This is a genomic window from Niveispirillum lacus (assembly GCF_002251795.1).
Classification (GTDB): domain Bacteria; phylum Pseudomonadota; class Alphaproteobacteria; order Azospirillales; family Azospirillaceae; genus Niveispirillum; species Niveispirillum lacus.
In genome coordinates this window covers 624092-645171 of sequence record NZ_NOXU01000031.1, presented here as the reverse complement: position 1 = coordinate 645171, position 21080 = coordinate 624092, and the positions used below count along the sequence as shown (strand labels likewise).

The following is a 21080-nucleotide window of genomic DNA, read 5'->3' as shown; positions in this document are numbered from 1 at the left end:
AGACCGCCTCAGACGGAAATCAGCGGGATTGGTCAGGATGCAGGTCGGCATCGACATGGGTTTGACGGCGGAGGGACGCGCCGCCACGATGGACCTGGAGGAATTGCTGGCAACCCGCCTGCTGGTGCAGGGCAATTCCGGGTCAGGCAAGTCGCATCTGTTGCGTCGACTGCTGGAACAGTCGGCGCCCTGGGTGCAGCAATGCGTCGTTGACCCCGAGGGTGATTTTGTAACCTTGGCCGAAAAGTACGGCCATGTGGTGGTGGATGCTGCCCAACACAGCGAGCAGAGCCTGCAGCGTGTGGCCGCCCGTGTGCGTCAGCATCGCGTGTCAGTGGTGCTATCGCTGGAGGGCGCTGATATCGAAGGTCAGATGCGTCTGGCTGCCGCCTTCCTGGGCGGACTGTTCGATGCGGAGCGCGACTACTGGTATCCGATGCTGGTTGTAGTCGATGAAGCCCAGTTATTTGCACCCGCTGCTGCCGGCGAAGTGTCGGATGAGGCGCGAAAGGCCAGCCTGGGCGCCATGACCAATCTGATGTGCCGGGGCCGCAAACGCGGACTGGCCGGCATCATCGCGACCCAACGTCTGGCCAAGCTGGCCAAGAATGTGGCGGCGGAGGCCAGCAACTTCCTGATGGGCCGTACTTTTCTGGATATCGACATGGCCCGCGCCGCCGACCTTCTGGGTATGGAGCGACGGCAGGCGGAGATGTTCCGTGACCTGCAACGTGGACATTTCGTCGCCTTGGGCCCGGCATTATCGCGCCGTCCGCTGCCGATCAAGGTCGGTCCGGTGGAGACAGCCGGGCGCGGCGGCAGCCCGAAGCTGATGCCCCTGCCGGACCAGCCGGCCATGGACGCCCGAGACCTGATTCTGACCCCATCGGCTGCGGAACTGGCGGCCCCGCCACCCGTGCGCCGGGCGCCGCCATCCCCGCCGCCCGACATCAACGCCGCCCTAAGGATCGCCGGACAAAGACAGGCGGAAATGGCGGCCACGGCTGCCCTCAACCCCGAACCATCGCTGTTCGACGCGGCGGAAAATGACGAGAAGCTTGACGAGGTGCTGCGTCAGGTCCTGTCCGACCCCGGTGCTGCCTTTCGTACTGATGCAGTGCTGTACCAGGACTTCCTCGTGCGCTGCCGTATCCATCGGCTGCGGGGGGAAACGCTGGATATGCCCAGCTTCCGCCGGCGGCTGTCCGTGATCCGGGCCGGTGTTGACGTTGAAGAGACGAATGATCCGGCTTGGGCAGAGGCCGAGAAGGCCGCCAAGAGCCTGCCAGAGGACATGCAGGGGGTTTTCCTGTTGCTGGCCCGCGCCGCCCTGGCCCATGCACCCTGCCCTTCGGATGCCGACGTTGCCCGTGCCTGCGGCAGCCGGTCTCCCGGTCGGGCCCGACGGCTGCTGTCTTACCTGGAACAGCGCGGCGTGATCGTACAACGCACCCTGATCGGTGGCCTGCGCTCAATCGGTCTACCGCATCTGGGCCGGGAAACCGCTGCGGGTGACCCTCATGCACCCGATCCACGGGACGGGGCAGAAAGTGATCTGCTGACAGGGATTAACTGACGGATCCGATATCCCGTCCGAAACACTGTTCAGACAGTGGGGAATCACTTACCCTGCATTAAAGGCAATTTTTCGGGAAAGTCGGGCCGTGTCCCACGGTAAACGTCTCTTGCCGCCACAGTCGCTTGCCGGCAACGTCCCGGTGATCCTTCTGCTTTTGTTGGCATGGGTATACTTGACGGGCGTGCCGGTCAGGGCTGGCGACGTTCCCCCCTTGTTGCGCATCGGGCTGGACGGGGTTGCCATGTCGGCGGACCCGCACCGTCAGAACTCCGCCGACAGCCGCAATCTTGCCTTCCATGTTTTCGAACCGCTGATCATGCCCGATCTGGCGTTGGGGACCGTTCCGTGGTTGGCAACGGAATGGCGTCCGGTCGGTGAGCGGGATTGGGTTTTCACTCTACGCCCCAATGTGCGCTTTCATGATGGCAAGCCCCTCGCTCCGGAGGATGTCGCCTTTACCTTCTGCCGCCTGGACAGCAATGGCGGTTCAATGTCCGGGCTAATCGCCGGTGTGGAACGGGTGGCAGCACGGGATGCCGGCAGCGTGCAGATCACAACACAGGGCCCTAACCCCTTGTTGCCCCAGCTTTTGACCATGATCAGCATCATCCCGGCGCCGAATGGCTGGAAAGAACCGTACGTCCCTGGCGGATGCGCCAACATGGCGGCCGCACTGACCAGCTTGGGTGAAGACCGTTTTGCAAATGGTCTGGTGCCGGGAACCGGCCCTTACCGCCTGACCGCCTTTACCAGCGGCGGCCCAGCCGAACTGGCGCGCACTGACGGTTACTGGGGAACGCAACCTTATTGGGAACAGGTACGTCTACTGCCCATTCCCGGTGGAGCGGCGCGGGCCCGCGCACTGGTGGCCGGCGATGTCGACATCATCAATCAGGTGGTGCCGGAGAGTTTGGAGTTCCTGGCCGGACGGCGCGATCTGCGGGTTGTCGATAGCCGTCCCCTGCGCACCCTGATCCTGACCCCCAACCCGATCGGGCCCTTGGCCGATCCGGCCGTGCGGCGCGCCCTCGCCATGGCCATTGACCGTGTTTCCCTGGCCCGACGGGTTGCCCAGGGGTCGGCAGAACCGGCCGCGCAACTGGCCCCAGTCGGCATTCTGGGGCATGAGCCCCGGGCGGCAATCGGCTTTGATCAGATCAACGCCCGCCACATTCTGGAGAAGTCTGGCGTATCGGGAGGCCGCACCCTACGGCTTATCACGGTTGAGCCCTTTGCCAGAGTGGCCGAAGGGATTGCCCGCTATCTTCTGGCGGTCGGGGTCACGCTCGACATCCGTTTTGTTGCAGTGGGCAACGTCCTGCCGGCCATGCAATCCCTGGATTATGACCTGTTCCTGTCCGGTTGGATCGCGTTTACCGGCGAACTGGGCTATACAGGCAGGGAATTGCTGCATAGCCGCGATCCGGCGCGCAAGACCGGCAACCAGAATTTCGTGGGCTATAGCAACCCGGAAATCGACCGGCTGCTGTCGCTGGCAGCGATGGAATCCGATCGCGGGAAGCGCGGGCTGCTGCTGGGTGAAATGGCCATGATCGCATCACGCGACATGCCCGTCATCCCCACCATCCATCTGGCACGGCGCTGGGCCATGAACGCCGAAATCCGGTTCGACGGGCGGGTGGATGGCAACACGCTGGCAACGCTGATCACCCCGGCATCGGCACGCACACAATAGACACATCGCGGGGAGCACTTGCATTGCGGGGCTCAAGGGACCATGTTCGCCGCCATCGAAACGACAGCGCCGGGGAGATCGGCCATGCCCACGGGCACCGTCAAATGGTTCAACAGTGCCAAAGGGTATGGCTTCATTACGCCGGAGGATGGCGGTGAGGACGTTTTTGTCCATATTTCCGCCGTCCAGTATATCGGCCTCTCCACCCTGAAAGAGGGGCAGTGGCTGGAATATGAGGTCGAGATCAACCGCAAGACGCGCAAGCCGCAGGCCATCAATCTGCGTAACTGAACATTGGCGCAAATGACGGCTGGCCGTCATGCTGGGCAGAAGTGCCAAGCAAATGCTTGCGCAGCCACCATTCGATGGTATGAAGCGGCCGGGTCTCAAGGCCCGGCCGCGTGACGATTGCTCATTTACAGGAACTCGGACCCATGTCCACACTTCACAAACAGGCGATGGAAGCCGTCCTGAAGGCTGCCGAGATGGATATCCTGGGCACCCTGGAAGAACAGGGCATCAAGGACCGGTACAGCGAGGAAGGCGACCAGACGGCGATGGATGTTGCCATCCTGCATGGCTATCGCGTGTTCATGCGGATTTGTGAGGCCAATGGCATCCAGGCCGATGCTGAACTGTTCGTCGAAATGGCGGGCGAACTGGCCGATGACATCGCCCAGGATGGTGGAGATGCCGGATAATCACTGCGCCGGTGGTCGCTGAGGCTGTCACAGCCCAGCCAGAAAGGCGAGCAGCGCGGAATTCACCTCTGCTGGTGCCTCTTGCTGCACCCAATGTCCGGCCCCCGGCACCAGTGTCGTGCCACGGAAATCCGTACACGTCACGCCGTCCATGGCGCGCAAGGCCTTGTCCATGCCGGGCATGCGCAGCACACCATCCAGTTGGCCCGCAATAAAACAGGCGGGCACGCTGATGGCCGCACCATGCCAGGGGGCTGTCAGCGCCCAATTGCGGTCGAGATTGCGATACCAGTTCAGCCCACCCCGATAGCCAGTGCGTGCATAGGTGGCGGCATAGACCTGCAAATCATCTTCGTTGAGCCAGCCGGGAAGAACATCAACCGAGGGGCAGCTTTCAACCAATCCCTTGCCCTCGGCGATCATCAACGGCCAGCCCTTCCCCATCGCTGCCGAGGCACCGGACGCCCCAACGAGCAGGCGACGGTGGGTCTCATAGGGGTCGCGGCCCAGATCCGCTTCCGCCACGCCCGGTTCCTGAAACCACAACATATAGAACCGGTCCAACCCCTGGGCGCGGGCCATGCCCACCAGACTGCCATGGGGGCCGCGCGGCGACCAGGGAACGGCAAGACCGGCCACGGCCCGGAACCGGTCGGGCCGCATCAGGGCGGCATGCCAGGCGACAGGCGCCCCCCAATCATGTCCGACGATGGTGCAACGATTGATTTTCAGGGAATCGAGCAGACAAACCATGTCGCCCACCAGATGCAGGATCGTATAATCTTCAACTGCACCGGGCGCGTCGGTACCGCCGAAACCACGCATGTCAGGCACAATCACCCGGTATCCGGCTGCCACCAGTGCGGGCACCTGATGACGCCAGCTATGGCCCAGTTCAGGCCACCCGTGGCAGAGCAATAAAGCCGGGCCTTGCCCTTCGTCCCGATAGGCAATGTTGATCCCATTGGCGGTCACGATTGGCATGGCACCTTCCCCGACATGATCGCCCGTCGGCGCTTCCAGTGGCGCCCGGACAGTTGCAGTTGAACCGGTCACATTCCGAAATCTTTCAAACAAGCGTTTTAGCGAAGATGGCGGCGCACCGCCAGTGCGTTGGCGAATGGCCGCCCCGCAAGCGATGCGCAATTGTCCCGGCGGCATTTGCGGCTATATATCGCTCATGAACTCGCTTGGCATTGATAAGGCCCCGGCCGATACCCGCGTCGTCGTCGCCATGTCTGGCGGCGTCGATAGTTCTGTGGCAGCCGCCATGCTGCGGCGTGAGGGCTATGACGTCGTCGGCATCACGCTGCAACTCTATGATTATGGCATGACCGTCGGCAAGAAGGGAGCCTGCTGCGCCGGCCAGGACATTTATGACGCGCGCCGTGTTGCCGACCAGATCGACATTCCCCATTACGTGCTGGACTATGAAAGCCGGTTCAAGCAGTCAGTGATGGACGATTTTGTCGATACCTATCTTAAGGGTGAAACGCCGATCCCGTGCGTGCGCTGTAACCAGACGGTCAAGTTCAAGGACCTTCTGGATCAGGCACGCGAGTTAGGCGCCGACTGTATGGCCACCGGCCATTATGCCCGCCGCACGATGGTGGAGGGGCAGGCCGCCATGCTGCGCGGGGCCGACCATAATCGCGACCAATCATATTTCCTGTTTGCGACCACCCAGGAACAGCTTGATTTCCTGCGCTTTCCCCTGGGCGATAAGCCCAAGACGGAAACGCGCGCCATCGCCGATGCGCTGGGCCTAGCCGTGGCAGACAAGCCTGATAGCCAGGATATCTGCTTCGTTCCCACCGGGGGCTACGCCAAGGTGGTCGAAAAACTGCGCCCCGGCGCCGTGCGACCAGGAGAGATTGTCCATGTCGATGGCACGGTCATGGGCCGCCATGACGGCGTCATCAACTACACGGTGGGGCAACGCAAGGGCCTGGGCATCGGTGGGCGGAAGACCGACGCCGGCGAGGATGTGGACCCGCTCTATGTTGTCCGTGTCGATCCCGTGGCGAACCAGGTCGTGGTGGGACCACGGGCAGCGCTGGCCCGTGACAAGGTCATGGTCCGTGAACTGAATTGGCTGGGCCCCCCGGCGCTGGGTGTACCGCTGCCGGTAACGGTCAAGCTACGGTCAGCCCAGCACCCCGCCCCCGCTATCCTTGTCCTGCATGGCGGCGGCAATGCCGTTGTGGAGCTTGAAAGCGCCCAATATGGCATCTCTCCCGGTCAGGCGGCCGTGTTCTACGATGGTGACCGCATGCTGGGCGGCGGCTGGATCAATGGTACCGGCACGCGCTGACGGTAGTACCTGTTCAAGGTTTGAGCGGATGAACTGTGCCGCGTCCCCCGGATTGGACCCGTCAAGAAGGCAGCAATTCTGGGCCAAGCCACCACCGTGTGTCGCTTGACAAGAGTCATGCCGGTAACGCTGTTACCTGAATTGCACCCTTCTCACAAAAAAACTAAGCTGCAACCCGTGCGCTTCACGCATGGCGGAAGGGACTGTTGCGCCCTTGTATGCGGGGGGTTCAAGGGTTAATTCGGCTTTGGAACTGGGGCTGTCCCACGGCCCCTCGGCCCCCCCGCCAGAGCCGGCGCGGGCGTCGTTCAATCGGAGGAAAGCATGGCTGTCAAAGTTGCGATCAACGGGTTCGGGCGTATCGGCCGACTGGTTCTGCGCGCGCTCATCGAAAGCGGCCGCAAGGATATCGAGGTTGTCGCCATCAACGATCTGGCCGACGCCCATTCCAACGCCCACCTGCTGAAATATGACAGCGTCCATGGCCGCTTCCCCGGCACGGTCGAGGTGGTGGATGGCAATCTGGTCGTCAATGGCCACACGATCCGTTCGGTACAGCAGCGTGACCCGGCCCAGTTGCCCTGGGGCGAGCTGGGGGTTGATATCGCCCTGGAATGCTCCGGCATCTTCACGAGCCGCGAGGCCGCGTCCAAGCATCTGACCGCCGGCGCCAAGAAGGTGCTGATCTCCGCCCCGGCCACGGATGAGGACCTGACGGTCGTCTATGGCGTCAACCATCAGAAGCTGACGGCCGAACACAAGATCGTGTCGAACGCCTCTTGCACCACCAACTGCCTGGCCCCCGTCGCCTATGTGCTGAACAACGGCATCGGTATCGCCCATGGCTTCATGACCACGATCCACAGCTATACCGGCGACCAGAACACCGTGGACACGTTCCACAAGGATCTGCACCGCGCCCGTGCCGCCGCCCTGAATATCATTCCGACCTCAACCGGTGCCGCCAAGGCCGTGGGCAAGGTTCTGCCGGAGCTGAAGGGCAAGCTGGACGGCACGTCGCTGCGCGTGCCGACCCCGAACGTGTCGGTCGTCGATTTCAAGTTCGTGGCCAAGCGCAACACGACGGTCGAAGAGGTCAACCAACTGATCAAGGACGCCGCTGCGTCCGGTCCGTTGAAGGGCATCCTGGGCGCTTATGCCGAGCCGCTGGTGTCCACCGATTTCAACCATGACAGCCACAGCTCGATCTTCGCGCTGAACGAGACGAAGGTCATGGAAGGCAATTTCGTGCGTATCCTGACCTGGTACGACAATGAATGGGGCTTCTCCAACCGCATGGGCGATACTGTCATCGCCATGGCCAACGCGGGCTGATTTCCCCACTGATCTTTGTCGGGGATCGGGTTATCCTGTCCCCGGCCGGATCAACAGAAGGGGCGCCGTTCCGGTCGGGGCGGCGCCCCTGATTTTTCATCGAACCCAACAACCTGACAGCCACAAGAAAGGGCAGATGGACATGACCCCCAATGAGATCGCGCGGCTTCAGACCTATCTGCGCAAGAATTTCGGCAACGACAAGATCACCGTGAACCCGCCGGCCAAAAAGGGCCAGCCGGTGGAAGTGACGATCGGGGAGGAGTTCATCGGCACCCTCTACCGCGACGAGGATGACGGGGATGTCTCCTATGCCTTCAACATGACGATCCTGTCCGAAGACCTGCCGAATATCGCGCCGGCGAAGAAGTAAGGTCGGGTGAGCGGGGGCGGATATGACCGCCCCCACCCTTCCCTACAGGACGCCCAGGTCCTTGGCCGTCAGGTCCAGTGCCAGTCTGGCCAGCCGCGCCGCCTCATCCGCTTCTTCTTTGGTCATGGACAGGGCCGGGGCGAAGACCAAGCTATCGCGGATGCCGCGCATGATCAGATTATTGTTAAAACAATGATCCCGCGCCATCAGGCCAACCTTGCCCCCACCTGCAAACCGCTCGCGCGTGCGCCGGTCCTTGACGATCTCAATGGCCCCGATCATGCCTTCAGCGCGGATTTCACCCACAATGGGGTGGCCGTCCAAAACCTCTTCCAACTTTTCCCGCAAATACGGTCCGATTTCCGTCCGCGCGCGGTCCACCAGCCCTTCCCGTTCAATCACCTCCAGATTGGCCAGGGCTACCGCACAGGCCACCGGGTGACCGGAATAGGTAAAGCCGTGGTAGAACTCGCCCCCCTCATGGATCAACGTCTCCGCAACCCGGTCACCGACCATGACCGCGGATAGAGGCACGTAACCTGATGTGATGCCCTTGGCCAGGGTCATGAAATCGGGACGGATGCCGTAACGTTGTGAACCGAACCAGTGACCGAGCCGGCCAAAGCCGCAGATCACCTCATCCGCAATCAAAAGGATGTCATGTTCCCGGCAGATGCGGTTGATCTCCGGCCAGTAGCTGTCGGGCGGGATGATGACACCGCCGGCCCCCTGCACCGGCTCCCCGATAAAGGCGGCGACATTTTCAGGACCGATGGCGAGGATTTTCTCCTCTACAGCCCTGGCAGCAAGGCGACCGAACGCCTCCGCACTCATCTGCCCCTGTGCTTCAAAGGGATAGGGTGCCATGACGTGAGCGAAGCCGGGCAGCGGCAGGCCGCCCTGTTCATGCATCACCTTCATGCCGTTCAGCGAGGTCGCGGCCATGGTGGTGCCGTGATAGCCATGTTCACGCCCGATAAAGACACGCTTTTCGGGCTTGCCCTTCAACGCCCAGTAATGGCGAGCCATGCGCACAATGGTGTCGTTGGCCTCTGACCCGGAATTGGCGAAGAAGGCGCGGGACAGGCCTGGGGGTGTCAGTTCGGCCAGCTTGGCCGCCAGCCGCACCGTCGGCTCCGTCGTCGTCTTGAAGAAACCGTGATAGAAGCTGAGATCGGTCAGTTGCTGATAGGCGGCATCGGCCAGTTCGCGCCGGCCATAGCCGACATTCACACACCAAAGCCCGGCCATGGCATCCAGGATGCGCGCCCCGGTACTGTCGGTCAACCACACGCCGTCGGCATGGGTGATGATGCGGGGACCACCCAGGGCGGCCAATTCCTGATGGTCAGTAAACGGATGCCAATGATGGGCACCGGACAGGCGTTTCAACGCGGCGGTATCAACAGCGGACACGGGTTGAACTCCCTAAGAAGCGAAAGGCGACGGACAGGCGGACGGACAGGCACCGTCAGGCCGGCGGGTTAAACCCGATCCGAGCGCACAGCAACAGCATCACTTCCTTGGGTGTCGGGCCAAGATAGGTCATGCGGTCAGCATAGCGCCGCCTGAATGCGCCGTCACGGGTGCGACGCTGTGAAACAGTGTGAACCAGGGTTGGGGGCCGTGTTGCAAACCAAGCAGATCGCCACGGTCAGCCGCCTATGAAACATTCTGCAACACAAAAACAGCAGGTGTTCCAAAACGCGGGGCCAGTGGAAGAGGCATCGCCATGGCTTGGGCGCTGGCGTCAAAGAATTTAGCAGAACAGCGAGCGAAAGTCAGCGGTTGGGCATGGTGTTTCCGCACTGAACAGCCCCTGCGGGTCAGCCGGCACGACGGCCCTTGCCTTCATTGCTGTTGGTCTCCGTCGCTCCACCGCCCTGACGCAGGGCGATGGACAAGCTGTCCCAGGCCGCGTCCATTGCCTGTTGGGGAGTGCCATCCTCCGCCGCCATTTCCCGGATCATCTTCACCAGTTCATCCGGCAGGCACGCAGTCTTGACATTACGTCCGCCGAAATCGGCCTGACGGGGGAATACACACAACACCCGCACCCGAACCAAGGGGAAGCGGGCCCGAATGGCGGTGATCAAGGGGTGTAGCTGGAGGACCGGGTTGATGAAGGTCCCGACCGTATGGTCGGCCTTCACATATTTCCATTGGCCGGCATTCTGGTTGCATCGCACCTGACCCACCACATCCGCCGGGGCCGAGATGATCAACAGGATACTGGCCGGCAAGCGAATGACATGGTCGATGCGGATCGTACCGGCCTTGCCACCGCCCATCTTGATGTCATTCAACATCGGGTAGGAGAGTTCCTCCAACTCCATCCGCCGTTTGAACAGTTCGGCATTATACTGCTTGATCGTGGGCGCCTTCAGCCGCTTGGGTTTCACCGACAGCGCAAACGTCACCACCAGCGTGATCACCACCAGGGTGATCGCTGTGAAGGTGATGAGGTCGACCACTGCGACCCCGAGCCATTGGGCAATTTCTGTTAGCATCAGCCGGAAATAACCCAGAATGCTGCCGATGTCACGGGGTGCAACGGTTACCAGTGTCTTTGCCCTGTTGCCGCCACCCCTGCCCAAAACGCGGTTGTCCTATAACAATCCTGTGCTTGGCGATAATGATCGGGCGCTTTAAGGTCCCTGCCCGGTCACAATCTGTCCCAATCGGGGGCAGTCCCAACCAGGGGAAGATAAATGTCGTTGCTTGCCGACCGCCTGTCCCGCATCAAGCCGTCACCCACCATCGCGGTGACCAGCAAGGCCCGCGCGCTGAAAGCCGCCGGTCGCGATGTGATCGGTCTGGGCGCTGGTGAACCCGATTTCGATACGCCGGAAAATATCCGCGCCGCCGGCATCCGCGCCATTGAGACGGGGCAGACCCGTTACACCGATGTGGATGGCACACCGGACCTGAAAAAGGCCATCTGTGCCAAGTTCGCGCGCGAGAATGGCCTGACCTACACCCCCGATCAGGTGACAGTGGGCGTGGGGGGCAAGCAGGTGCTGTACAATGCCCTGATGGCGACCCTTAACCCGGGCGACGAGGTGATTATTCCCGCCCCCTACTGGGTCTCCTACCCCGATATGGTGCTGTTGGCCGAAGGCATGCCCGTCACGGTGGCCTGCCCGGCGGAAAACGGCTTCAAGCTGCTGCCGGGCGATCTGGACGCGGCCATCACGCCCAAGACCAAGTGGCTGATCCTGAACAGCCCGTCCAATCCGACGGGTGCGGCCTATACGGCGGAAGAGCTGAAGGCCCTGGGTGAGGTGCTGCTGAAGCACCCCCATGTCTACATCATGACCGACGATATGTACGAACATCTCGTCTATGATGATTTCAAGTTCACCACCATCGCCCAGGTCGTGCCCGCCCTGTATGACCGCACCCTGACGGTCAATGGTGTGTCGAAATCCTATTCCATGACCGGCTGGCGCATTGGTTACGCGGCGGGTCCGAAGGCCCTGATCAAGGCCATGGGCATCATCCAGAGCCAGTCGACCAGCAACCCGACCAGCATTTCCCAGGCCGCCGCCGTCGAAGCGCTGAATGGTCCGCAGGATTTCATCAAGGAACGCGCCGCCGTGTTCCAGACGCGCCGCGATCTGGTTGTGTCCATGCTGAACCAGGCCGCCGGCCTCAACTGCCCCAACCCGGAAGGTGCGTTCTACGTCTATCCGTCCTGCGCCGGTACCATCGGCAAGACGGCACCGACGGGCAAGGTCATCGAGACGGATGAGGATTTTGCCTCTGAACTGCTGGAAGCCGAGGGCGTGGCGGTGGTGCATGGGGCGGCCTTCGGCCTGTCCCCCTTCTTCCGCATCTCCTACGCCACCAGCACAAACGTGCTGGAAGAAGCCTGCACGCGCATTCAGCGCTTCTGCGGCAGCTTGAAGTGATAGTGACCGGGGCCGGGAAACCGGCCCCGCATCACGCCAATATATCCAGCAGCCGCTGGAAATTCTGCTGATCGGTCTTGATGATGGCCGCACTAACGCCTGCCGTCACTTCAGCCTGTTTCACATCCAGGATCACGGCAGGGTCCAGGTTGCCTGCCGCCACCTGTTCGGTCGCCGCCTGCACCACTTGCTGCGCGTCCTGAAAGCCTTCAAGGCCGGCGCGGGTCAGGTCGGGCGGGGTGCTGGTGAGGCTGCTGATCGACATAATGCACAGGTTAGCATGGCCGGCATCGGCGCGGCAGGGGTGAAACAGACCGTGTGACGATGTAGGCTGCGTGCCGCACACCGCACCGGGATTTGACCGCCATGGACAGCATTGACCGCCAGGATATCGCCAGCATCATGGATGCCCTGGGCCGCCGCGCCCGCGCCGCATCCGCGATTGTCGCGACGGCGCCAGCCGAGGCGCGGGACAAGGCACTGCGGGTTGCAGCGGCCACCCTGCGCGCCCGCACCGCCGAGATCCTGGCCGCCAATGCCATGGATATGGATGCGGCCACCGAAAAGGGCCTGTCGGGTGCCATGCTGGACCGGCTGATGCTGAACCCGGCACGGGTGGAGGCGATGGCCAAGGGGCTGGAAGAGATCGCCGACCGTCCCGATCCGCTGGGCGCCGTGCTGGAGCGCTGGGAACGGCCCAACGGCTTGCGGTTTGAGAAGGTGCGGGTGCCGCTGGGCGTGATCGCCATCATCTTTGAAAGCCGGCCCAATGTGACCGCCGATGCCGGCGGCCTGTGCCTGAAATCGGGCAATGCCGCCATTCTGCGCGGCGGGTCGGAAAGTTTCCATTCCGGCCGCGCCATCCTGGCGGCCCTGCATGCGGGCCTGGATGCGGCGGGGCTGCCGCGCGACGCCATCCAGGCCCCGCCCACCACCGACCGCGCCGCCGTGGGCGAATTGCTGACCATGACGCGCTGGATCGACGTGGTCATCCCGCGCGGGGGCAAGTCGCTGACAGGCCGGGTGGCGGCGGAAAGCCGGGTGCCGGTGATCTATCATCTGGACGGCATCTGCCATGTCTATCTGGACAAGGATGCCGATGCCGACAAGGCGCGCCGCGTCACCCTGAACGCCAAGATGCGCCGCACGGGCATCTGCGGCGCGGCGGAGACCCTGCTGGTCCACAAGGATGTGGCCGCTACCCTGCTGCCCCCCATCCTGGATGACCTGATTCAGGCGGGGTGTGAGGTGCGCGGTGATGACGGGGTGCAGGCCCTGGATGCGCGGGTAAAGCCGGCGAACGACGAGGATTGGGATACCGAATATCTGGATGCCATCCTGTCAGTGAAGCTGGTGGATGGCGTGGACGCGGCGATCGACCATATTGGTCGCCATGGCAGCCACCATACCGACAGCATCGTCACAGAGAATGCCGCCACCGCCGAACGATTCCTGACGCGGGTGGATAGCGGCATCGTCCTGCACAATGCCTCGACCCAGTTTGCGGACGGCGGCGAGTTCGGATTCGGGGCCGAAATCGGCATTTCGACGGGCAAGCTGCATGCGCGCGGGCCGGTCGGGGCCGAACAGTTGACCAGCTATAAGTACGTGGTGCGTGGTGATGGGCATACCCGGCCCTGATCACGCCCGCCCTGCCCTGCCCTTGACGCATGGCCACCGCGTGCCCACCCCACCGAAACCGGGGGCGGGCGCGCTGTGGCGGGGTCTGCGGATCGGCCTGCTGGGCGGGTCGTTCAACCCGGCGCATGACGGCCACCGGCATATGTCGTTGATGGCGCTGCGGGCCTTGAATCTGGATCAGGTCTGGTGGCTGGTCAGCCCGCAGAATCCGCTCAAGCCCTTGGACGGCATGGGCAAACTGGCCGACCGTATCGCCCGCGCCCGTGCCATTGCCAACCATCCGCGCATCGTGGTCAGCGATATCGAAACGCGGTTGGGGACACGCTATACGGTGGACACGCTGACGGCATTAAAGGCCCGGTTCACGAGCACAAAGTTCGTCTGGCTGATGGGGGCTGACAATCTGTGCCAAGTGCCGCGCTGGCGCGACTGGACCCGGATTTTTGCGCAGGTGCCGGTTGCGATCTTCCCGCGACATCCCTATTCTACCCTTGCGCTGGGCGGCAAGGCTTCCCGGCGTTTTGCCGTTGCGCGTGTGGATGCGCGGCGGGCGGGTGGCCTGGCCGACCTGCCGCCGCCGGTCTGGGTGTTCCTGGACGTGCCCCTGCACCCCGCATCGGCAACGGCGATCCGGCAGGGGCTGGATGGCAAAGGCCTTTAAGGATTGACGTTGGTGAACCAAATCGTGAGCGCAGAGACTTCCCCCCACCCGGCCGCCGGCACCAATGCCGCAGCGGATATGCCGGAGCGCACCCTTGAACTGATCCTGGCCGTTCTGGACGAGGACAAGGCCGAGGACACGATCACCATCGATCTGCGCGGCAAGACCAGCATGGCCGATTATCTGGTCGTCACCACGGGCCGGTCCGCCCGGCAGGTGGGCGCCATGTCCGACCATCTGGCCCGCCGCCTGCGCGATCTGGGCATTCATGTCGGCAATCCCGAAGGCTATCCGCAGTGTGACTGGGTTCTGGTTGATAGCGGCGATGTCATCGTCCATCTGTTCCGCCCGGAAGTGCGCGCCTTCTATTGTATTGAAAAGATGTGGGGCGTGGAGCCGCCGGCGTCGCTGAAGTCGCTGACGGCTGATTTCGACGGCGGGCCCGCCCAGTAATGCGCATCTGGCTGGCCGCTGTCGGCAAGGCCAAGCCCGGTGCCGCCCGCGACCTGTTCGAGGAATATAAGGCCCGTATCACCTGGCCGTTTCAGTTGCGCGAGGTAGAAACCAAAAAGCGGCTGGACGGGGAGGAGTTGAAGCGGGCGGAGGCGGAACTGCTGCTGGCCGCCCTTCCCCCCGGTGCCACCATCGTGGCACTGGATGAACGCGGCCGCATGATGGGGTCGGAGGATTTCGCCGCCCGCATGGGCCAGTGGCGCGACGCCGCCGTGGGCGATCTGGCCTTTGTCATCGGCGGAGCCGACGGGTTGGATGCCAGCATCCGGCAGAAGGCGGCCCTGGTTCTGGCCTTCAGCCCAATGACATGGCCGCATATGATGGTGCGTGGCATGCTGGCCGAACAGGTCTACCGCGCGCAGCAGATTTTGGCCGGGCACCCCTATCACCGGGTATGAGGGGGCAGTTGCCCCCCCAGATGTTCTTCCTGAGCGTCCTACTTCGCAGCAGAATCACCCGAAATAGCCGGTATCCACATCAGCGATCAGGCCGATCAGGCCCAGGTCCTGCACCTGATCATGGAAATTCCGCAGGCTGTAGGTGGCCACATCGCCCTGCATGTCCGTGATGGTCACCATCCGCGTGTCGGTGTCGATGATCACCGTGCTATCCACCAATACGCCATCGGCCGTGGTGCCTTCGACGCTCAGCGTGCTGGTATCACCACTCTCCAGCAACGAATAATCCAGGGTCCCGCTGTCACCATCCGACTGGACAAGGGTGTATTCGCCCACCAGCCCGTCGGCAACGCGGGTCTGGACAAAAGTGATGTGGTCACCGTCGCTGGTGACCGTGTCGACCGTGCGGGTGCCGCTGTCCAGGGCGATGGTGGTGGTGGTCGTTCCTTTGTCACTGGTCACCAATGTCTGGATGGTGTTGTCATCCAGTTGGGTCACCAGTTTGGTCACCACCGACGCCGTACCATCGGCATCCGTGCGGGTGGAGGTGGTCATGACACTGTTATCGGTGCGGGTGCGATCGACCACCAGCGTCGACCCATCCTCAAAAACGATGCGAGTGGTGGTGGTGTTATCGGTGGTCACTGTCTCGCTGCTGGCCACCGACGGGCGGTCGCCGGCGCTGTCATCCTTGTTCCCGCCGCTGTCCTGGTCGGCGAAAAGGTCTAGCAGGTTCAGCCGGGCCAGCCCTTCGGCCAAAGGCTGATTCACACCAATATGGCCAAGCGCGATGGATTGTGGCTGGGTTGGCCCGTTCTGGGCGGATGCCTGACGGTTGGAAACAAGGGTGCCGACAGGGGCGGGACGAGACGCCATGGGAACCTCCGCGAAGGAATGAAAGAAGACGCGAATGGGGCCGCGTCTTTCCTTGCACGGATGTTAAGTGACTTACTGTCGCGTAAAATTTAGATTCCTGCACCCGCCTCGACAATGCCGGAAAGACGGCCGCGGATGGCGTTGGCAGTCTCACGGGCACCGGCATCATCGCGGTGACGGGGACGGGGGCCGTCAATCCGGTCAGCCGAGCGCACACCGGCCGGGCTGCCGGCCAACAGCACCACGCGGTCTGCCAGATACACCGCCTCATCAATATCATGAGTGACAAACAGGATGGTCTTACCCGTGCGCTGCCAGAGATCCACCAACTCATCCTGCAAACCCTGACGGGTGATCGCGTCCAGGGCGCCGAACGGTTCGTCCATCATCAACAGGTCAGGATCGACGGCCAGCGCGCGGGCGATGGCCACGCGTTGCCGCTGCCCGCCCGAAAGCTGGTGCGGCCAGCGGTCGGCCTTGTCGGCCAGCCCCACCAGTTCCAGCGCTGCCAGTGCGCGGCTTCGCTTGGTCGCCTTGTCCAGGCCCAACCCTTCCAGCCCGAATTCCACATTCTTGACCACCCGACGCCAGGGCAGCAGGCGTGCATCCTGGAACACCATCGCATAAGGCCGGCGGCCCGGTGTTTCAGGCGTGTCGCGGGTCACGGTACCCGATGTCGGTTTGACCAGACCGGCAATCACCCGCAGCAGCGTCGATTTGCCCACCCCCGACGCCCCCACCACGGCGACAAACTCCCCATCTGCGATATCAAGATGGAAATCCTTCAACACGATGGTGCGGCCACGGTCACTGTCAAAGGACAGGGTCAGATCCTTGATCGAAATCATGCTTTCCACGCCAGCAGACGGTCACGCAGGGCAACAAAGGCCATATCAACCACGCCATACAGCACGGCCATGGTGATCATGTAGACGACCACAACATCCGTGGCCAGCAGAGAGGAAGCCTGCATCATGCGCTGGCCCAACCCGGCGACGCCGAACAGTTCGGCGGCAACCACCGCCATCCAGGCCTGCCCCAGGCCGGTGCGCAGGCCCGCCATGATCGGTTGTACCGATGCCGGCAGAATGACCTTCACCAGCCGGGCCAAGGGTGAACGGTGGCCAAAGGCGTTGGCCAGTTCGATCAAGTCCCGGTCAACCGCCTGCACCGCCCCCAGCGCCGCGAAGTAATTGATCCAGAACACACCAACAATGATGATGAAATTCGCCGCCGTGGACGACACGCCGAACCAGATAATGGCGAACGGCACCCAGGCCAGGCCCGGAATGGGGCGCAACAGGCGCACGATCCAGTTGGTCATGTCCTCCAACGTCCGCGACATGCCCGTCGCCACGCCCAGCGCCACCCCCAGGGCCGAACCAAGGATCAACCCTGACAGATAATGTTGCAGACTTTGCAGCACGGCATCGACCCAGGCACCCGATGTGAGTTCCCGCCAGAACGTGGCGGGGATGTCACTGGGTGCCGGCAGCAGCATGGGCTTCACAAGGCCCAGGCGGGGCAGTGCCTCCCACAGGGCAAAGAACAGCAGGACACCAAGCAGCGACAGGGAAAGGCGGAGGGCGCGGGGGCGGGCCATGGGGTTTGACCAATGATTTGAACGGGTGCAGCGGTGAGGCGGCGGTGGAATTCCACACAAATGGGTAGCGGGCGGCAAGGTTGTTTTCCGCAACCGTGCCGCCCACCACTGGGCCGACCCTTACGAGCCGGTCATTACTTCTTGAGCTTCTGGTAGTAGGACAGATCGAAAATCTGCTCCACCGGGGTGGCTTCCTTCACGGTGCCCAGCTTCACCTGATAATCCTGCACCAGGGCGGTTTCCTTCAGGATCGAGGCGGGATCAGTGTTGAACTTCACCGCCGGCGAGGACAGGGCCTGTTCGATCACGGCGGCCGGCACCAGACCCTTGCCGATGGCGGATTCGATCGCGGCGACCGCCACTTTCTTGTCCTTCTTCAGTACCTCGGTCGCCTTGGCCGTCAGTTCAACCAGCTTCTGCGCGATATCCGGATGCTTGGACGTGAAGTCATCGGTCAGGGCAATGACATTGCCCGGCTGGTTCTTCAGGATGTCCTGACCATAGGCCAGCACCTTCACATCCGGGTTACGGCCTGTGATGATGGTCAGGGCCGGTTCACGGATAATCGCCCCGTCGACGGCACCGACCAGCAGGGCCTGCTGTGTGGCGTCAATGCCCTGCGGCACCAGTTCGACATATTGCTTGTCAACCTTGGCCACTTCCCACAGCCAATATTGCAGGAAGGTATTGGGCACGGACCCGGCTGGCTGTGTGGCCAGCTTCAGCGGGCGACCCAGCTTCTTGGACAAAGCCTCAATGGCCTGCGCAGGGCTGCCAGCCGTCTTGGCCAGATCGGGGCCGGCGGCGATCACCAGTTCCTCCACCGCCGTGGCGGCAACCACCTTGATGCCGACCCCCCGGCCGCGCGCCACCACCACCGGGGCGATCCCGGCGATGTAGGCATCGATCGTGCCACCGGCAACCGCTTGAATCATGTTCGGACCGCTATCGAACTGCTTCAATTGCAGATCAAAGCCGTTTTGCAGATCCCAGCCCTGATTGTCGATGACAAAGGCCTGCGCCGCGCCCAGCACGGGGATATAGCCGGCACGGACGACCACGGGATCGGCAGCATGGGCGGAACCAAAGGCAGCCAGACCCGTTAGCACGGTGGCGGCGGCAAGGCGGGTGGCAAAACGGGTAAGCGACATGAAGCGGCCTCCTTCGGGGCATCGGGTCGGCGGGTTACCCGCCGTCGCTGCCCAAGGTTTGTCATTCGCCGGATTTCGTCAACGAGAAATGTGGTTCCGGAAAAACAACATACCTCATGTGTGATATGCAATTCAATGTGAACAAAAATTCACTTGGATTTCCCCTTGACAGTGGCGTCCGGATCACCAAGTCTATCCACAGGTCGTAAGGTCTGGTCTGGTCCACCTCAGGACCCGCGGGAATTTGACGAACAGCAGCTTGCGCCGCGACACCAACCGCTAAAGCGCCACGAAGTCCCTTCGTGGTTTGGTTCAAACCATTGTGGAGGAAGGGCAAATGGGCATCCATACCCTCTTGTTGGCAACGATCATCTCTCCCACCGACGGCCCGATGCGGTGCTGTTGACGCGGGATCTGCCCGCCATCAGCCACCGCAAATGACCATTGTACAGCGCGACAACGTTGTTTTGTCGCGATGGGAGCATCATGACATGACCAATCAGGCATACAGCATTGAAACCAGCCGGCATGCCGCCGGGCTTGCCGTGGCCGATGGCCAGGGTTTCCGTTTTTATTCCGCCCACCCGCTGTTCACCAGCCTGGATGGAAAGCATTTTCACAGCGTAGCCGCTGTTGAAAAGGCCGCCCGGCGGCGCGAAAATGAATTTCGACCCGCCAGCCGCCGCCAGGATAGCCGGGGCGAGGTCTATCGGTCCTGGGGCCTGTAAGCGAGGCTGGCCAGGGGCTGGTCCATGGCGGCCTTACCCGCGTCCATACCATTCCATGAACAGGTCGGGCCAGCGGTACAGGGTATTGTCGGCGGCGATCCGGGCACCATGACCGAAGCCATGGCCACCCTTGGCATAAAGATGCATCTCTACCGCCACCCCTGCCTGTCGGCAGGCAGCGTGAAATAGCAGGCTGTTTTCCACCGGCACCGCCGTATCGTCACTGGCATGCAGCAGGAAGGTCGGGGGTGTTGCGGGCGTCACGTGTCGGTCGGCGGAATACCGTTCCACCTCCGCTTCCGAGGGGTTCGGCCCCAGCAACCGGTCGCGCGAACCGGCATGCGCGGACATTCCCATATCAATCACGGGATAGATGAGCGCCTGTTTGCTGGGCCGGGCGGGCAGTTTATCGGCGGCATCCACCGGATCATAGACCTGTTGGTCAAACTGCGTGCCCAACGTCGCCGCGACATGGCCCCCGGCGGAAAATCCCATGATCCCCAGATGGTCGCCATCAATTCTGAACGATTTTGCCCGATGGCGGATCAGGCGCATGGCACGCTGCGCATCCTGCAACGCGACAGTGGGTCCGTGTTGCGGCACCTCCGCCGGAAGACGATAAGTCAGGATAAAGACGGTAACCCCCCGTGCGGTCAGCAACGGGGCCAGTTCGCCGCCTTCCTTATCCACCACCACCCGCTGATAGCCCCCGCCAGGCGTGATCAGCAGGGCACGACCATCGGGCTTCAGGGGGCGGTGGATGGTCAGATACGGACGGGAGATGCCTTCCATGTAGCGGTCGGGCCGTGCCGGGTCCTGGCTACGGTCGACCATCTTTTGTGACAGGGCGGCGCCTTTAGATCCCGGCCCGACCCCACCGGGCCAGATTTCAAGCTTTTCTCCGGCCGGTATCGTCGCCATGGCGCCCGGAGCCGCCAGCATACCCGCCGCCAATGCCGACCCGCGCAACCAGTCACGCCGCGACAACGCCATTTCCGCCCCTCAACTGTTTTTTGGTAACCGGTGGACAATGATGCACCGGCCGCTTATTTGAGACAAGCCCTGCTGCACATTCCGGGATCATGTGCTGACCAAGATGGCCTTGCCGGGACCGATCTGTTAAACGGCAAACATGCTAATTCATTGTTTTACAGTGTCATTTGCGCTTCAATTGCGCCTGTTTGAAATGCGCCGAATTGAAACGAACACCCTCAAGACAGCGGAGCAAGGCCATGTCGGGCAATGTGACTCTTTATGGTATTAAGAACTGCGACACGATGAAAAAGGCCCGTGACTGGCTGGATGCCAAAGGCGTCGCCTATCGGTTCCATGATTACAAGGTGGCGGGCATTGATGGCGAGCGACTGGCCGCCTGGGTTGATGTGCTGGGGTGGGAACCGCTGTTGAACCGTGCCGGTACCACCTTCAAAAAGCTGCCGGACCCTGCCAAGCAGGACCTGGACCGGGAGAAGGCCATCGCCCTGATGCTGGCACAGCCCTCCATGATCAAGCGCCCCGTTCTGGACCGCGACGGCAGACTGACGGTGGGGTTCAAACCAGAGAGCTACGCGACCCTGTTCTGAGAAATGGCGGGGCG

The 21080-nt window shown here is 62.4% G+C and carries 23 protein-coding genes; 14 read left to right on the top strand and 9 right to left on the bottom strand.

From position 1 onward, the window contains the following. Positions 1 to 37: 37 nt before the first annotated feature. The 4 genes from CHU95_RS18865 (at position 38) to CHU95_RS18850 (ending at position 3976) form a co-directional block, all read left to right on the top strand. A complete protein-coding gene (locus tag CHU95_RS18865) occupies positions 38 to 1576 on the top strand; it encodes a helicase HerA domain-containing protein (RefSeq protein ID WP_094457847.1) in 1539 nt (512 codons plus the stop codon). A gap of 88 nt (positions 1577 to 1664) precedes the next feature. Next, a complete protein-coding gene (locus CHU95_RS18860) occupies positions 1665 to 3275 on the top strand; it encodes an ABC transporter substrate-binding protein (RefSeq protein ID WP_133065578.1) in 1611 nt (536 codons plus the stop codon). Between the two features lie 84 nt (positions 3276 to 3359). Continuing rightward, positions 3360 to 3566 carry a cold-shock protein gene (locus tag CHU95_RS18855; RefSeq protein WP_094458001.1) on the top strand — a complete coding sequence of 69 codons (207 nt, stop codon included), beginning with the start codon at positions 3360 to 3362 and terminating at the stop codon, positions 3564 to 3566. Between the two features lie 143 nt (positions 3567 to 3709). Next, positions 3710 to 3976 carry a hypothetical protein gene (locus CHU95_RS18850; protein ID WP_094457845.1) on the top strand — a complete coding sequence of 89 codons (267 nt, stop codon included), beginning with the start codon at positions 3710 to 3712 and terminating at the stop codon, positions 3974 to 3976. 27 nt (positions 3977 to 4003) lie between these two features. Here CHU95_RS18850 and CHU95_RS18845 read toward each other — a convergent pair whose 3' ends face one another. After that, positions 4004 to 4960, bottom strand: a complete 957-nt coding sequence (locus CHU95_RS18845) for an alpha/beta fold hydrolase (protein WP_094457844.1) — start codon at positions 4958 to 4960, stop codon at positions 4004 to 4006. 196 nt (positions 4961 to 5156) lie between these two features. Between CHU95_RS18845 and mnmA the strand changes: the two genes are divergently transcribed. The 3 genes from mnmA (at position 5157) to CHU95_RS18830 (ending at position 7998) form a co-directional block, all read left to right on the top strand. Further along, a complete protein-coding gene (mnmA, locus tag CHU95_RS18840) occupies positions 5157 to 6290 on the top strand; it encodes a tRNA 2-thiouridine(34) synthase MnmA (protein WP_094458000.1) in 1134 nt (377 codons plus the stop codon). 324 nt (positions 6291 to 6614) lie between these two features. Then, on the top strand, positions 6615 to 7625 hold the full coding sequence (gene gap / locus CHU95_RS18835; protein ID WP_094457843.1) for a type I glyceraldehyde-3-phosphate dehydrogenase: 1011 nt from the start codon (positions 6615 to 6617) through the stop codon (positions 7623 to 7625). A gap of 136 nt (positions 7626 to 7761) precedes the next feature. After that, complete coding sequence (locus CHU95_RS18830; RefSeq protein WP_054169668.1) at positions 7762 to 7998, top strand: DUF3126 family protein; 237 nt, start codon at positions 7762 to 7764, stop codon at positions 7996 to 7998. A gap of 42 nt (positions 7999 to 8040) precedes the next feature. Here the strand turns inward: CHU95_RS18830 and CHU95_RS18825 are convergent, their stop codons facing one another. Both CHU95_RS18825 and CHU95_RS18820 read right to left on the bottom strand, forming a co-directional pair. Beyond that, positions 8041 to 9414, bottom strand: a complete 1374-nt coding sequence (locus CHU95_RS18825) for an aspartate aminotransferase family protein (protein WP_094457842.1) — start codon at positions 9412 to 9414, stop codon at positions 8041 to 8043. 410 nt (positions 9415 to 9824) lie between these two features. Continuing rightward, entirely contained in the window at positions 9825 to 10472 is a 648-nt protein-coding gene (locus CHU95_RS18820; protein WP_133065577.1) for a nuclease-related domain-containing protein, read from the bottom strand. A 237-nt stretch (positions 10473 to 10709) separates the two neighbouring features. Here CHU95_RS18820 and CHU95_RS18815 point away from each other — a divergent pair, with 237 nt between their 5' ends. Then, on the top strand, positions 10710 to 11912 hold the full coding sequence (locus tag CHU95_RS18815; protein ID WP_094457840.1) for a pyridoxal phosphate-dependent aminotransferase: 1203 nt from the start codon (positions 10710 to 10712) through the stop codon (positions 11910 to 11912). A gap of 31 nt (positions 11913 to 11943) precedes the next feature. Here CHU95_RS18815 and CHU95_RS18810 read toward each other — a convergent pair whose 3' ends face one another. Further along, positions 11944 to 12177, bottom strand: coding sequence for a hypothetical protein (locus CHU95_RS18810; RefSeq protein WP_094457839.1), 234 nt, complete (start codon positions 12175 to 12177; stop codon positions 11944 to 11946). A 101-nt stretch (positions 12178 to 12278) separates the two neighbouring features. On the opposite strand from CHU95_RS18810, the gene CHU95_RS18805 reads away from it, so the two are divergent. The 4 genes from CHU95_RS18805 to rlmH are packed head-to-tail and all read left to right on the top strand — an operon-like array spanning position 12279 to position 15125. Continuing rightward, complete coding sequence (locus CHU95_RS18805) at positions 12279 to 13553, top strand: glutamate-5-semialdehyde dehydrogenase (protein WP_094457838.1); 1275 nt, start codon at positions 12279 to 12281, stop codon at positions 13551 to 13553. After that, complete coding sequence (locus CHU95_RS18800; protein WP_094457837.1) at positions 13534 to 14214, top strand: nicotinate-nucleotide adenylyltransferase; 681 nt, start codon at positions 13534 to 13536, stop codon at positions 14212 to 14214. The genes CHU95_RS18805 and CHU95_RS18800 overlap by 20 nt, the downstream gene beginning before the upstream one ends. Before the next feature lie 12 nt (positions 14215 to 14226). Beyond that, positions 14227 to 14667: a ribosome silencing factor gene (rsfS, locus tag CHU95_RS18795; RefSeq protein WP_245838394.1), complete on the top strand. Its 441-nt coding sequence runs from the start codon at positions 14227 to 14229 to the stop codon at positions 14665 to 14667. After that, on the top strand, positions 14667 to 15125 hold the full coding sequence (gene rlmH, locus CHU95_RS18790) for a 23S rRNA (pseudouridine(1915)-N(3))-methyltransferase RlmH (RefSeq protein ID WP_094457836.1): 459 nt from the start codon (positions 14667 to 14669) through the stop codon (positions 15123 to 15125). The genes rsfS and rlmH overlap by 1 nt, the downstream gene beginning before the upstream one ends. Positions 15126 to 15179: 54 nt before the next feature. Here rlmH and CHU95_RS18785 read toward each other — a convergent pair whose 3' ends face one another. The 4 genes from CHU95_RS18785 to CHU95_RS18770 all read right to left on the bottom strand — a co-directional run bounded on the left by CHU95_RS18785 (position 15180) and on the right by CHU95_RS18770 (position 18755). Continuing rightward, positions 15180 to 16001 carry a hypothetical protein gene (locus tag CHU95_RS18785; RefSeq protein ID WP_094457835.1) on the bottom strand — a complete coding sequence of 274 codons (822 nt, stop codon included), beginning with the start codon at positions 15999 to 16001 and terminating at the stop codon, positions 15180 to 15182. A gap of 89 nt (positions 16002 to 16090) precedes the next feature. After that, on the bottom strand, positions 16091 to 16849 hold the full coding sequence (locus CHU95_RS18780; protein WP_094457834.1) for an ABC transporter ATP-binding protein: 759 nt from the start codon (positions 16847 to 16849) through the stop codon (positions 16091 to 16093). Continuing rightward, positions 16846 to 17604, bottom strand: a complete 759-nt coding sequence (locus tag CHU95_RS18775; protein ID WP_094457833.1) for an ABC transporter permease — start codon at positions 17602 to 17604, stop codon at positions 16846 to 16848. Before CHU95_RS18775 ends, CHU95_RS18780 begins: the two co-directional genes overlap by 4 nt. 134 nt (positions 17605 to 17738) lie before the next feature. Beyond that, positions 17739 to 18755, bottom strand: coding sequence for an ABC transporter substrate-binding protein (locus CHU95_RS18770; protein ID WP_094457832.1), 1017 nt, complete (start codon positions 18753 to 18755; stop codon positions 17739 to 17741). A gap of 491 nt (positions 18756 to 19246) precedes the next feature. On the opposite strand from CHU95_RS18770, the gene CHU95_RS18765 reads away from it, so the two are divergent. Next, positions 19247 to 19483 carry a hypothetical protein gene (locus CHU95_RS18765; RefSeq protein WP_133065576.1) on the top strand — a complete coding sequence of 79 codons (237 nt, stop codon included), beginning with the start codon at positions 19247 to 19249 and terminating at the stop codon, positions 19481 to 19483. A 33-nt stretch (positions 19484 to 19516) separates the two neighbouring features. On the opposite strand, the gene CHU95_RS18760 is transcribed toward CHU95_RS18765, so the two are convergent. After that, complete coding sequence (locus CHU95_RS18760) at positions 19517 to 20476, bottom strand: alpha/beta hydrolase (RefSeq protein WP_094457830.1); 960 nt, start codon at positions 20474 to 20476, stop codon at positions 19517 to 19519. Between the two features lie 239 nt (positions 20477 to 20715). On the opposite strand from CHU95_RS18760, the gene CHU95_RS18755 reads away from it, so the two are divergent. After that, on the top strand, positions 20716 to 21066 hold the full coding sequence (locus tag CHU95_RS18755; RefSeq protein ID WP_094457829.1) for an ArsC family reductase: 351 nt from the start codon (positions 20716 to 20718) through the stop codon (positions 21064 to 21066). Positions 21067 to 21080 lie beyond the last annotated feature (14 nt).